Annotated in this window: 15 protein-coding genes and 1 tRNA gene; all 16 read right to left on the reverse strand. The window is 53.4% G+C overall.

Features of this window, described 5'->3' with window-relative positions; all coding sequences use genetic code 11:
• Positions 1-2: 2 nt before the first annotated feature.
• Positions 3-884 (reverse strand): tRNA pseudouridine(55) synthase TruB, encoded by an 882-nt coding sequence (gene truB / locus BQ2674_RS04545; RefSeq protein WP_075572654.1) that lies wholly within the window; start codon positions 882-884, stop codon positions 3-5.
• Positions 881-1,825, reverse strand: coding sequence for a DHH family phosphoesterase (locus tag BQ2674_RS04550; RefSeq protein WP_075572655.1), 945 nt, complete (start codon positions 1,823-1,825; stop codon positions 881-883). The genes truB and BQ2674_RS04550 overlap by 4 nt, the downstream gene beginning before the upstream one ends.
• Positions 1,826-1,828: 3 nt before the next feature.
• Positions 1,829-2,176, reverse strand: coding sequence for a 30S ribosome-binding factor RbfA (gene rbfA, locus BQ2674_RS04555; RefSeq protein WP_075572656.1), 348 nt, complete (start codon positions 2,174-2,176; stop codon positions 1,829-1,831).
• A 14-nt stretch (positions 2,177-2,190) separates the two neighbouring features.
• Positions 2,191-4,728: a translation initiation factor IF-2 gene (gene infB / locus BQ2674_RS04560; RefSeq protein WP_075572657.1), complete on the reverse strand. Its 2,538-nt coding sequence runs from the start codon at positions 4,726-4,728 to the stop codon at positions 2,191-2,193.
• Between the two features lie 19 nt (positions 4,729-4,747).
• On the reverse strand, positions 4,748-5,059 hold the full coding sequence (locus BQ2674_RS04565) for a L7Ae/L30e/S12e/Gadd45 family ribosomal protein (RefSeq protein ID WP_075572658.1): 312 nt from the start codon (positions 5,057-5,059) through the stop codon (positions 4,748-4,750).
• Positions 5,056-5,319, reverse strand: a complete 264-nt coding sequence (gene rnpM / locus BQ2674_RS04570; protein ID WP_075572659.1) for an RNase P modulator RnpM — start codon at positions 5,317-5,319, stop codon at positions 5,056-5,058. Before rnpM ends, BQ2674_RS04565 begins: the two co-directional genes overlap by 4 nt.
• 10 nt (positions 5,320-5,329) lie before the next feature.
• Positions 5,330-6,490 (reverse strand): transcription termination factor NusA, encoded by a 1,161-nt coding sequence (gene nusA, locus BQ2674_RS04575; protein WP_075572660.1) that lies wholly within the window; start codon positions 6,488-6,490, stop codon positions 5,330-5,332.
• 15 nt (positions 6,491-6,505) lie between these two features.
• Positions 6,506-6,964 (reverse strand): ribosome maturation factor RimP, encoded by a 459-nt coding sequence (locus tag BQ2674_RS04580; RefSeq protein WP_075572661.1) that lies wholly within the window; start codon positions 6,962-6,964, stop codon positions 6,506-6,508.
• Positions 6,965-7,079: 115 nt separating this feature from the next.
• Complete coding sequence (locus tag BQ2674_RS04585) at positions 7,080-7,736, reverse strand: hypothetical protein (RefSeq protein WP_235828815.1); 657 nt, start codon at positions 7,734-7,736, stop codon at positions 7,080-7,082.
• Between the two features lie 34 nt (positions 7,737-7,770).
• Positions 7,771-7,855 (reverse strand) — tRNA-Leu (locus BQ2674_RS04590).
• 7 nt (positions 7,856-7,862) lie between these two features.
• Positions 7,863-8,435 carry a lytic transglycosylase domain-containing protein gene (locus BQ2674_RS04595; protein WP_075572663.1) on the reverse strand — a complete coding sequence of 191 codons (573 nt, stop codon included), beginning with the start codon at positions 8,433-8,435 and terminating at the stop codon, positions 7,863-7,865.
• 14 nt (positions 8,436-8,449) lie between these two features.
• Positions 8,450-9,049, reverse strand: coding sequence for a dephospho-CoA kinase (gene coaE, locus BQ2674_RS04600; RefSeq protein ID WP_075572664.1), 600 nt, complete (start codon positions 9,047-9,049; stop codon positions 8,450-8,452).
• Positions 9,050-9,058: 9 nt separating this feature from the next.
• Positions 9,059-9,880: a bifunctional DNA-formamidopyrimidine glycosylase/DNA-(apurinic or apyrimidinic site) lyase gene (mutM, locus tag BQ2674_RS04605; RefSeq protein ID WP_075572665.1), complete on the reverse strand. Its 822-nt coding sequence runs from the start codon at positions 9,878-9,880 to the stop codon at positions 9,059-9,061.
• Between the two features lie 9 nt (positions 9,881-9,889).
• Positions 9,890-12,463, reverse strand: coding sequence for a DNA polymerase I (gene polA / locus BQ2674_RS04610; protein ID WP_075572666.1), 2,574 nt, complete (start codon positions 12,461-12,463; stop codon positions 9,890-9,892).
• Between the two features lie 21 nt (positions 12,464-12,484).
• On the reverse strand, positions 12,485-12,865 hold the full coding sequence (locus BQ2674_RS04615) for a hypothetical protein (RefSeq protein WP_075572667.1): 381 nt from the start codon (positions 12,863-12,865) through the stop codon (positions 12,485-12,487).
• 18 nt (positions 12,866-12,883) lie between these two features.
• Positions 12,884-13,351 (reverse strand): SsrA-binding protein SmpB, encoded by a 468-nt coding sequence (smpB, locus tag BQ2674_RS04620; protein ID WP_075572668.1) that lies wholly within the window; start codon positions 13,349-13,351, stop codon positions 12,884-12,886.
• Positions 13,352-13,354 lie beyond the last annotated feature (3 nt).

Below are 13,354 nucleotides of genomic sequence, written 5' to 3' on the forward strand. Positions count from 1 at the left end.
GCTTACCTCTCTTGACTGAACATCTTATGCGGCCGTATGACATGATGCGCTTCATCAAAACGACCGATGCCGACCAGCCCGTTTTCGGCCACATAAAGCCTCAATATGTCGCCGTCCCTCAGATCGGCCCGCGCAAAGGGTACCGCCCTGCCCTGCAACAGCGCCTCATAGCGGTCACGTGAAAAAAGGGTACGCCGCATATGTCCGAGAGCCGTATCGACGGGAAGGATGAAACGGTCTTTATTAAGTGCCAATTCTTCGATTGTCGCCGCCGCATCTATGGAAAAGTCGCCGACGCGGGAACGGACCAAGTAAGTCATGGTCGCGAGCGTCCCCAAGCGCTCACCCATATCGCGGATAAGGGAGCGGATATACGTCCCCTTGGAGCAGCTCACTTCTATGAAAACGCGCCTGCCGACCATGGCGAGAAGGCGCAAAGAGTGAACCGTCACTTCCCGCTCGGGCAGCTCGAAGTCCGCCCGCTGCCGCGCCAGTTTATACGCTTTAACGCCGTTTACGTTGATGGCCGAATAGCGCGACGGCCGCTGCTTGATAGTACCCGTGAACTCCGGCAGAATGTCGAGAATATCGTTCTCCTCAAGGTCCGATACGGCGCGGGTCTCGACTACCGTTCCCGTGCCGTCTTCCGTATCCGTCGCAAAACCGGGAACAAATTCGGCGCGATATGTCTTATCTTCATCGCCGCAGTACTCGATGAGCCGCGTGGCCTGCCCCAAAAAAACGGGAAGTACTCCTGCCGCCAGGGGATCGAGCGTGCCGGAATGACCCACCTTTTTCATGCCGTATATGCGCCGGACTTGACCGATAATGTCGTGACTCGACATACCCGACGGTTTCAGGACGTTAATAATTCCCTGTATCATAGGTTCTTTTCTATTTCCTTTACGAGAACTTGCTTCGCTTCTTCCAAAGGCAATGCCAAGGTACAGCCGGCTGCGCGGACATGACCGCCGCCGCCGAAGGCGCCGGCAATAACATTGACGTCCACTTCCTTCGAACGCAAACTGACACGTGTTGTTTCCGGGCCCTGCCACTTGACCGTAAAGGCCACGTCAACGCCTTTCAGACGCCGTGCGTAGTCGATATAACCGCCCGTGTGCTCGCCCGTATACTGCTGTACTTCCTGCGTAAAGGAAATGCCGGCCACGCGGCCGCCTGCAAAGAGCTCGATTTCCTGCAGAACCTGCGCTAAGGCTTTAAGCTTATTCATCGTCGTCTCTTCGAGGCCTTCCGAAATACGGTTCGGCTCGGCACCGGCGTCCACAAGATACGATGCCATTTGTAAGGTATGCCCCGTCGTGTTGGCAAAACAGAAAAAGCCGCAGTCCGTAGCGATAGCCATATAGAGCGCGTTGGCCATGGCCGGCGTAATTGCCGCCTCCCATATTCTGAAGAGCTCCGTCAGGATTTCGCCCGTTGCGGCGCAATCCGTACGTATATATTCCCAGTCGGCGAAATGACCGTTCGATACGTGGTGGTCAATGTTCATGACCTTCCCCGTAATAAGAGCCGCCACCTTGCCGATGCGCTGCATATCTGTCGCGTCCAAGATTACGGAGAGGCGGTTGTCGTCGGCTTTTACCGCTTCAGGACGGACGATGCCCCTGCAGCCGTCATAGGCAAAGAACTTTTCTTCAATGCGGTCGTCAATGACAACGATTACCTTCTTGCCCAAAGAACGCAGCCATCCGGCCAGCGCCGACAAAGAGCCCAAGGCATCGCCATCGGGACTGACATGGGCCGTGAGCAGTATATCCGTATAGGACGTAAACACTTGCAGCAAATCTTTAGGTGTACAATTCATGAGCTAGTCCTTTTTTTCTATGTCCTGCAGCATTTTATCTATCTTCATACCGTAGTCGAGAGATGAATCTTCTTTGAAAGTGATTTGCGGTGAATAGCGAATGCCCAGGTGCCTGCCCACCTCGGAGCGAATGTAACCGCCGGCTTTTTTCAGAGCCGTCAGGGTATTCGCCTTTTCCTCATCGCTGCCGAAGAGGCTCACATAAACCGTAGCCTCGCGCAAGTCGCCCGTAATCCGTGCATCCGTAACGGTCACGAACCCGAGACCGGGATCCTTCAATTCATGCAGGATAATACGAGATACTTCCTGCTTAATAAATTCCTGTATTTTCCGTACTCGTAATTCTCCCATCGTTATGCCTCACTTTATTCTGGAGCGACTTCCACCATTTCGTAGGCTTCCACTTCATCGCCTTCTTTAATGTCGCGGTATCCTTCAATGGTAATGCCGCATTCGTAGCCTTCGGCAACTTCTTTGACGTCGTCCTTGAAGCGGCGCAGGCCGTCCAATTCGCCTTCATGAACGACGATGCCGTTGCGGATCAGGCGAATTTTGGAAGTGCTCGTAATCTTGCCTTCCCTGACATACGAACCGCCGACGATGACCTTTGGCGTCGTAATAACCTTGCGCACTTCCGCACGGCCGATAATGTGTTCTTCATATTTCTTGTCGAGCATCCCCTTAATGGCCGCTTCCACGTCGTTAATGGCGTCGTAAATAACGCGGTACGTACGCATGTCGACCGTTTCCTTTTCGGCCGCTTTGCGGGCGGACAGGTCGGGACGCACGTTGAAGCCGATGATGAGGGCATTCGACGCGGAGGCGAGCATAATATCCGATTCCGTAATGGCACCGACACCGGCGTGAACGATGGAAATACGGACTTCGTCGCTCTTAATGGCGAGGAGCGACTGGCTGAGCGCTTCAACGGAGCCCTGTACGTCGCCCTTGACGATAAGGGACAGTTCTTTCAGCTCGCCCTGCTGAATCTGGCTGAACAGGTCGTCGAGCGTAACCTTCGTATTGACGTGCAGCTCGGAGGAGCGTTTCTTTTCCAAGCGTTTTTCCGCAACAAAACGGGCTGTCTTTTCATCCGTCACGTTAAGAATGTCCCCTGCTTCGGGAACATCGTTCAGGCCGAGGATTTCCACGGGCAGGGACGGTTCGGCCTTCTTCACCCGTTCGCCCCGCTCGTTGTTCATGGCGCGAATTTTGCCGTAACAATTGCCTACGAGGATGGAATCGCCTACGCGCAGCGTTCCCTTCTGAACGAGGACGGACGCGACGGGACCGCGCCCCTTATCGAGCTTCGCCTCAATGACGACACCCTGGGCGGGGCGATCCGGATTGGCTTTAAAATCAGATACTTCCGCCAGAACGAGGATATTTTCCAACAAATCGTCCAAGCCCTGCTTCGTATGCGCCGAGACGGGCACCATAATCGTGTCGCCGCCCCAATCCTCACTGATGAGTCCGTATTCCGTCAGCTGCTGCATGACGTTGTTCGGATTGGCGCCTTCTTTATCGATCTTGTTAATTGCCACGATAACCGGCACGCCGGCAGATTTCGCATGATTGATGGATTCAATCGTCTGCGGCATGACACCGTCATCGGCCGCTACAACGAGGACGGCAATATCCGTAACCTGGGCACCGCGGGCACGCATGGCCGTAAACGCTTCGTGACCGGGCGTATCCATGAAGGTAATACGCTTGCCTTCATAGCGAACCTGATAAGCACCGATATGCTGTGTAATACCGCCCGCTTCCTGGCCCGTGACGTTTGTCTTGCGAATGGCGTCGAGGAGGCTCGTCTTGCCGTGATCGACGTGCCCCATAATGGTGACCACGGGCGGACGATGCTTGAGCGTTTCCGGCGCGTCCGCAATTTCTTCGATTTCCGTCGGATCTTCCGGCGGTGCCTCCATGGACACGGTTACACCGAATTCGTCGGCAATGAGCGCAGCCGTGTCGTAGTCGATTTCCTGATTAATAGTCGCCATGATGCCGCCGAGAAGAAGGCGTTTAATGACTTCGCCCACCTCGCGGCCGAGTCGTTCGGCAAAGTCCTTGACGGAGAGCGTCTCCGGCAATGTAACGGCTTCAGGATAATTTTTCTTCTTCGTCTGCTGTCCGTGGGGATCGTTTGAATTGTGTCCGCGATGGTCGTTACGGCGATTGTTCTTGTTCTTGCCTTTATTGAGTACATTCGATAAAAGCGTATGCGGGCGGTTGGCCTGCTTGTTGCCGCCCTTATTGCTGCGGTCGTTCTTGTTGCGCTTGTTGTCGCCCTTCTGGGGACGATTGAAATACTTCGTCCGCTTTGCGGTACTGCCCTGACCGCTTTGACCGCCTTGGCCGTTTTGACGCTGCTGCCCGCTGCGGTCGGCACCATTCCTGTCGCTGTTGTTTCTTTCGGAACGGTTGCTGCGATTGCCGCCGTTTTGACGCTGCTGTCCGTTCGGCCGGCCGCCGCGGTTATCCGCGCGGCCGTCATGCCGTCTGTTTCGGTCCTGTTGCTGTGCTGCCCGGTCGCTTTGACGACTGCTGCCGCCATCTCCTGCAGGCCGTCTGTTTTGCTTCTGCTGACCGGATTGTTGTTGTCCGGCCTGCTGCCGGCCGCCGTGCTGAGGCCGGTCTTTTTTTGCGGCCTGCCCTTTGCTTTGTCCGTCCCGCCCGGCCGGTCGCTGCTGCGCTTTCTCGGGCTGCCGCTTTTCCGCCGGCTTGGAAGGCGCCGCTTCGGCACTGCCTGCGCCTTTAAACTTCTTATCCAAAATAACCTGCATGGATGCATCTACACCCATAAAATTGCTCGCCTTGATATTATGTTCCGCCAAGGCTTGAATGACCGTCTTTGTCTGTACTCCGTATTCCCTTGCTGCTTCAAATACTCGTTTCGTCATCTGGTTACCCCCTCCGTACTCAGTCCATCGCCTGTACCGCCTTACTCATCGCATCGGCAAATCCCTTATCCGTAAGCACGACGACTGCCGTCTGTGCTCTTCCCAGGACTTGGCCCAACTGTTCTTTCGTATACCTTCGTATAACGTTTATATCTTTTTGCGTGCTTAAACGCAAGTATTTTTCTTCATTATTCGGTCCGCAATCTTCAGCCAATAACAGGATGTATGCAGCCTGCTTTCTCAAGTGCTGCTCCGCCGCAGCCGCACCGCACACGGTCTTACCGGCCTTATAGGCGAGGCCCAACAAGTTCAGAACCTTATCGTTTCTCATGATTCCAACTCGCTGCGGAGTCCTGTATATATTTCTTCGGACACCTTCGTCTTCAAGGAGCGTTCAAGTCGATGCTCCTTATAGGCCTTTTCCAAACATTCGCTTGTTGCACAGACATATACGCCCCGTCCCGACTTCTTTCCGGTCCTGTCGATTTCAACGACGTCTTCCGGTGTTCGCACGATGCGCAGAAGCTCTTTTTTCGGTTTTTGCTCCTGACAGCCTACACAAACGCGCAGCGGAATCTTTCTGACTTTCACGACGGGCCTCCTATTCTTCTCCGTTGACCGGTTCCGCCGGATCTTCGGCAGCCGGTACGGCGAGTTCGTTCATCATATCATCCGTATCTGCAAGGTCTTCTGCAGCCGCAGTTTCAGCAACGCCTTCAAAACCCTCTTCTTCCGCCTGGCTTTCGCTCTTAATATCGATTTTCCAATTGGTCAGCTTCGCCGCGAGGCGGGCATTCTGGCCGGCCTTGCCGATAGCCAGGGACAGCTGATAGTCCGGCACGACAACGGCGGACGTCTTCTTGCTTTCGTCGACGGTCACGGAAATGACCTGTGACGGGCTCAAGGCGTTGGCAATGTACACGGCCGGGTCTTCATCCCATTTAACGATGTCGATTTTTTCATTCTGCAGTTCCATGACGATGTTCTGCACGCGCGCCCCCTTGGGGCCCACACAGGCACCGACACAATCGACGTTCGGGTCACGCGAATAGACGGCAATTTTGGAGCGCCGTCCCGGCTCTCTCGCAACGGACTGCAATTCCACGACACCGTCATAAATTTCGGGAACCTCCAGTTCAAAGAGGCGCTTGAGCAGGCCCGGATGCGTACGGGACAGGAGAATCTGCGCTCCCTTCGTCGTCTTGCGCACTTCTACAACATAACACTTGATTCGTTCGCCGACAGCATATTCTTCCGTCGCAATTTGTTCAGCCTGCGGCAATACGGCTTCGGCCTTACCCAAATCGATATACACGTTTTTTTGCTCAACGCGGCGGATAATGCCTGTAATAATATCATCCGTGCGGTTGTAAAACTCATCATAAATAATATTGCGTTCCGCTTCGCGCAGGCGCTGAATCATGACCTGCTTGGCCGCCTGTGCCGCAATTCGGCCGAAATTCGACGGCGTCACGTCAACCATAATTTCATCGTCCGCTTCATAGGCCGAGTCAATTTTTTTCGCCTCTTCCAGAGAAAGTTCCGTTTCTCCGTTTTCGACGACATCAACGACCTTTTTCGGCGCTACAATACTGTAATCACCCGTTGTTCTGTCAAGGCGCACGATCGCGTTCGGATTGGCGTCAAATTCTTTCTTATACGCCGTAATCAGAACGGCTTCCAGAGAATCGCAAATAACATCGACGGACACGCCCTTTTCTTTTGACAAATATTCAATCGCACTGAGTAACTCTTTATTCACTTCGTATAACCTCCGTTAAAAATCTACGTGTAAGCGTATCTGCGCTATTTCTTTCCGCTCTATATCCGTCTCCGCACCGTCTACGGACAGGCGTACCGTATCGCCGCTCTTACCGACCAGAACGGCGACGATCATCTTCATGCCGTCGCGGGGCTTAAAAAAGTGAACATCTACGTCGCGCCCCTTATAGCGCACGAAATCGGCGTCTTTCTTCAGCACGCGATCCAATCCGGGCGACGATACTTCGAGGAGGTAATTGTCCGCAATCGGGTCTTTCGCGTCCAAAACCTTGCTGAGCTTCTCACTGACCGCCTGACAGTCCTCCAGGCCGACGCCTCCTTCTTTGTCGATAAAAACGCGCAAATACCAGTCCCGCTCACGCACGTACTCGACGTCTACGAGCTCAAGGTCCGTACCGGCAATAATCTGTTCCGCTTCACGGGCTACCAAATTTTCAATGTCGCTTCGTTTCATTCTCTTCACCCATTGTCCTTAATGCTGCTTCGCATAAAATTTGAGAGCGGGCTCACACCCACTCTCAACACAAAAACGCTCAAATTACAATAAGTATACCACCATTGCCGCGCCTTTACAACGCTTTGTGTTCCGCCTTGTCTCTGATTTCATCCAGGACGGGACAGAGTCTTTCACGTAAAGCGCCGCGCAATTCATCGACAGACGTGCTGTCGAAATCATGGACGAGGTTCGGAAAGTTGTGTACCCGCCGTTCGGCGAAAAAATCGTCGCGCAGAAAATTATACATAACGGCCAGGCCGCTCTGCGTTACGCCGTCATAATAGGCGGCGACCATGTAGGAACCGTTGATGATACGCACGGCACAGGTCGGGTCGACGGTCCGCCTGAAGCCGGCATACGTCGCCGGCAGCAGACTCTCCCAATCGCCGTCGGGAACGCCTTTTTGCTTCATAATGACGTTGAAGTCCTTCTCCGCATGTACATAATGACTTTCTATGATGGCCGGCAACCGTTCTTCCGTCATGCCGCGAAAGGCATCGAAGTCGTCCGTAATAAACTCGATGAGCGAAAATTCCAGCATGCCGATGTCAACGCGTACGGAAAAATCACCGGAACCGTCATTGTATAAAGCGCGAACGGTCCACCCTTTTTTCTCATCCTTATACGCAAAAACCGTTTCTTCCCCTTTGCCGGCCGGCTCAAAAGAGAAAATTAACGTAAAATCTCCCACCTGAAGTGGGAGAGAGGCATCAATATTCCATTGTTTCACTGCTTCTATCAACGTCTCGTCCATCAGAAATACATGGTGCGGTTGGCGGGACTTGAACCCGCACGACCAAAGATCACTGCCGCCTGAAGACAGCGCGTCTGCCATTCCGCCACAACCGCATGACAACTAAAAATCATACAACGCATGATAGCGTTCTTCGTTTTGCATTACTACTCTAACATATTCTCGCGTTTCTGAAAAGGGGATACTGTCTATTTCGGAAAAGTTTTTATCCCAGCCGTAATCACTCATCCACTTGTCCACATGGCCGCGGCCGGCATTATAAGCCGCCAAGGCGAGAATCGTATTGCCGTCGTACTCTTTTAAGAGATACGCCAAATACCACGTGCCCATGCGCAAATTCGTACTTACGTCGTTTAACCTGTCAGGCGTAAAGTTATGCAGGCCCATTTCCTCGGCAATCCATTCGCCCGTTTCGGGCATGATCTGCATGAGGCCGCTTGCGCCGCGATGAGACGCTGCCTGCTGATTGAACTTGCTTTCCGCAAGGACTACCGCCGCCACGAGAGACGGGCGCACACCGTTCGTATACGCATACTGGCGAACCATATAATCGTATTCCAGAGGGTATACGAATTTGCGCATAATCGTATGCCGCCACGCACCGAAGTAAAGGACACATAAGAGAAGTGTCAACACGGCTATAACAACTGTACCGGTTTTGTTTTTCCTCTTCACCGTGTCCTCCCGTTTTATACTCGCGACTGCAAGGACCGCCACTGCTCCCAAACCTGTTTTTCAGTCTCTTCCCCGGAGCCCGAATTATCGATGACGACGGGAGACAGCCTTTTTTTTTCGTCCATCGCCATTTGTGAGTGTATACGGGCCAAGGCTTCTTCTTTCGTATAGCCGTTGCGTTCCTGCAGGCGCTTGAGCTGTACTGCCGGCGGCACGTACACCAGCCACACTTCGTCGACGCATGCATTATATTTTACTTCATACAAAAGAGGCATGTCAAGAAAAGCTACGGACTCGCCGGTCTTTGCCAAATGCTCCAAGGCCTCGTCGATGCGCTTAAAAATAAGGGGATAAAGCAAGACTTCGAGACGCTTTTTCGCCGTCTTGTCCGAAAAGACGAGATCACCCATATAATCCCTGTCCATGGCGCCATCCGCACCGACGGCGGCCGCACCGAAGGATGCCGCTACAAGACGGGCCCCTTCCGACCCTGCCGCTACGACATCATGCGCGATGACATCACAGTCGATGACGGCTGCCCCCAAACGGCGGAGCATATTTGCAACCGTACTCTTGCCGGACGCAATACCGCCTGTCAGGCCGATACGATACATAATTCCTCCTTATTTCTGACAATGCGGGCAGTAATGAGTCCCTCTGCCGCCCTGCTTGACATAGGCGATTTTCGTACTGCAGCGCAGGCACGGCCGTCCCTGCCTGCCGTAAACGGCAAGGTTTTCGCTGTTTTCGCCCTCTCTGCCGCTGCCGTTGACGAAATCGCGAATCGTCGTGCCGCCGTAAGCAATGCCATCGGCCAGAACGTCGTCAATAGCTTTTTTCAAGGCTATAAGTTCCCTTTTCGTAATTCCGTAACAGCGCCGCGAAGGCCTGATACCTGCCGCGAAGAGCGCTTCGTCGGCGTAAATATTGCCGAGACCGGCCACAACGGTCTGGTCGAGGAGAAAAGCTTTAACGGTTCGCCGCGACTTGTGCAGGATGGGCCAGGCGTAGTCAATCGTAAAAGCCGGATCCGTCGCGTCCGGGCCAAGTTCATCATATCCCTTAATACCCGTTTTTCCCGTCTTCGGCACGAGCCAAAGGCAGCCGAAGGTGCGTACATCGCAGTAAACAAGTATCCCCATATCAAGTGTAAAGACGATGTGCGCCGTACCGGGTATGCCGCTGCCGGCAGGCATATAAATGAGACTCCCCGTCATGCGCAAATGGATGAGAAGGTCCTTGTCGCCGTCAAGGACCAGGCGCAGGTACTTGCCCCGCCGCACCACAGAAGTTATGACGCGGCCTGTCAGGGTATGTCCAAAGACCTGCGGTACCGCATTCTTCAAAAGGCGCGGCAAGAAAACCTGTACGGCCGTAATCTTTCGCCCCGTCACTACATCCGCCAAGGTACGGCGTACTGTTTCCACTTCCGGTAATTCAGGCATGGTCCGCTCCTATTTCGCTTCTTCCCAATTCGCTCCGTGGTGAATATCTGCAATAAGAGGCACGGACAGGGAGACAATGTGTTCCATCGTTTCTTTTAAAAGCATTTCAACCACTTCCTTTTCCGCCGCCGGCACTTCCAGGACGAGTTCGTCGTGAACCTGCACGAGCATACGGCTCCGAAGCTTCCGTTTTTCCAATTCGCCCTGCACGGCGTTCATGGCCATCTTAATGATATCGGCGGCGCTGCCCTGAATGGGCGTGTTCATAGCCGTCCGTTCCGCAAAGGAACGGCGCATGAAGTTCTTACTGTTTATTTCCGGCAAGTCGCGGAGGCGGCCGAACATGGTACGCGACTCGCCCGTTTCGCGAGCTTTTTCAATGAGACCGTTCATGTATTCGTGAATCGTGCCGTAACGGGCGAAGTAGGAATCAATATAGCGTTTAGCCTGCTGCCGCGTAATGCCGAGATTCCTGGCCAGTCCGAAATCGCTGATACCGTAAATAATGCCGAAGTTGACGGCCTTGGCATGCGAGCGCAGTTCGCCCGATACTTCATCCAGGGGTATGCCGAAGACTTCCGATGCCGTCCGCCTGTGAATATCCTGGTTCTTCCGAAAGCCGTCAACCATGGTCGGATCCTGCGACAGATGAGCCAAGAGGCGCAGCTCGATTTGCGAGTAATCGCCGGAGACGATGTAATCATAGCCCTCTCCGGGAACGAAGAAGGAACGAATTTTACGGCCCTGATCCGTGCGAACGGGGATGTTCTGTAAGTTCGGTTCCGAGCTGCTCAGGCGCCCCGTTGCCGTTACCATCTGGTTGAAGGAAGTATAAATCCGTCCCGTTTCGGGCATGATAAGCGGTTCCAGGCCGTCCAGGTAAGTGGAAATAAGCTTCTTCAAGGCTCGGAATTTTAAGATGGGCTCAATGATTTCGCTCTGCCCGGCCAATTCTTCCAGTACGGACGAGTCCGTAGAATATCCGGTCTTTGTCTTCTTAATGACGGGCAGGCCCATTTTTTCAAAGAGAATGACACCGAGCTGCTTGGTCGAATTGATGTTGAAGGACTCGCCGGCAAGGTCATAAATCTTGTTTTCCAGCCCGTCCGCTTCCTGCGACAACTCGCCTTTCATCTCTTCAAGCCGTTCTTTGTTTACGGCAAAGCCGTTCAGTTCCATTATCGCCAAGGTGCGTACGAGAGGTGCCTCAACGGATGTATACAAATCCGTCAGGCCTTTCGCATCAAGGGCCGTCGATAAAGGCCCGCGCAGCGACAAAATAAAGGAGGCACAGCTGCCGAGGCGCCGCTCTTCACTGCTGCCGTCTTCATGAAAAGGCAGGCCGAAAGCCTCGGATAAATACGTCAGGCCGTACGCGGCGCGCGTCGGCTCGAGAAGATAGGCAGCCAAGGTGACGTCAAAAACCGGAAGATCCGTACAGCCTGCGTATTTTGCCGCCTTATAAAGGGATTTCCCGTCTTCCGTGAGAACGGCCTTTGCCCGCGTCAAGGCTGCAAGCCAAAAGCCGATTTCATCGGCCGGCACGGCAAAGACGCCCGCTTCAACGGCAATACTCAGGGCCGCTGCGCGCAAATCCGACGCGACCCGTTCGTACGTGAAGGCGACGGCGACGTATTTATCTTCAATATCATTTGCCGACAAGGTGTCCAGAACGGTAATATCCGCCGTTTCTTCGGCCTTGTCGAGACTTTCAAAGCGGTCGAAGGCGGCGAAGCGTTTCAAGAGATTGCGAAAACCGAGGCGTTTAAAGAGTTCCTTTACTTCCGCTTCCCGCGGCTGCGGCAAAAACGTGTTTTGATCAAAGGCCACGGGCACATGGCAGTTGATGGTAGCCAGCTTTTTCGAGAGTATGGCCTTCTCCTTATTGTCCGCCAGCTTTTCACGCAGTTTCGCGCCGCCCACTTCATCAATATGGGCATACACTCCTTCGACGGAGCCGAACTGACTGATAAGCTTTTGCGCCGTCTTTTCTCCGATGCCCGGCACACCGGGAATATTGTCGGATGTATCGCCCATGAGAGCCTTCATGTCGATGACCTGCGCCGGTGTGTAACCGTACTCACGCACCATGACGTCAGGCGTCACGGCGAGCATCGTCGTAATCCCCTTCTTCGTCAGGCAGACCGTGATTTTCTCGTCGACGAGCTGCAATGCGTCGCGATCGCCCGTAATGACGGATACATCCGTATCGCCGTCGCGGACACTTTTGGCAACGGTGCCGATAATGTCGTCACCTTCATAACCGTCGATTTCCAGGACACGGATACCCAAACACGAGAGAACTTCGCGAATGAGGGCGAACTGGTGCCGCAGCTCATCGGGAGCCGGTTTTCTCGTCGCCTTGTAATCCGCATAGATGTCATTGCGGAACGTATGCCTGTCCTTGTCGAAAGCGACGGCCACATAGTCGGGGTGCAGTTCTCCATAGAGCTTGAGAAGCATGTTGAGGAAGCCGTAGACGGCATTCGTCGGATTACCCTGACTGTCGGACAGAGGCGGCATGGCATAAAAGGCTCTGTAGAGCAAACTGCTCCCGTCAATAATAAGTAATTTTTTTTTCATCTTCTCTCCCGGTTACGTACATTAACGCAAAAACGACTTAATAACGGCATAAATAAAGTAAAGGACGGCGGCTCCCAATAAATAAGGGAGGGCAAATAAAAGCAACCCGAAAAAGCTGACAATGACGGCGATGACAAAGAAAAGAATGATGCCGACAGCAATCTTTATGCGTAAGGGCAAGCCGTTCACAGTATATATGCGCACGTGCTCCGATGCTCTTCGCGCTTCGTATCCGTCCCGGCTGATGCCGCTGTACACGTTACCTTCTTCGTCTATGGTCTGCCCGCGGAAGCCGTCCCTTTCTTCATCGGACAGAACCGTTGCTTCTTCCCGGTCGCTGTGGCAGCTCTCGCACAGCCCGTCATCATATACGGCATCCCTGTCACATTGACGACATTTCATGGTTCATTCCTCCGTAATTTAATAGTCTCTATTTTTCATGCGCCGCTCAATATCGCGCTTCGCTTCTTTTTCAGCCAGTTCCTGCCGCTTATCGTAGAGCTTCTTGCCGCTGGCCAGGGCAACGGTTACTTTGACGCGCCCTTTTTTAAAATATAAATTGAGCGGAATAAAAGTGTAGCCCTTTTCCTTCGTTGCACCGATAAGTTTGCGTATTTCCTCCTTATGAAGCAGAAGCTTGCGCGTCCGCACGGGGTCAACGTTAAAGCGATTACCCTGTTCATACGGGCTGATATGCATGCCCACAATATACGCCTCTCCTTTGTCGATGCGGCAGAAGCTGTCCTTCAGGTTCACTTTTCCCCGGCGCAGGGACTTTACTTCCGTTCCCGTCAAGGCAAGTCCCGCTTCATACGTATCGTGAATAAAATAATCATGGCGAGCCTTGCGATTGTCTGTAATGTATTTTACGCCGTTCTTCTCAGCCATGTC

This window comes from Megasphaera coli, from assembly GCF_900095855.1.
GTDB classification, from domain to species: Bacteria; Bacillota; Negativicutes; order Veillonellales; family Megasphaeraceae; genus Megasphaera; species Megasphaera massiliensis_A.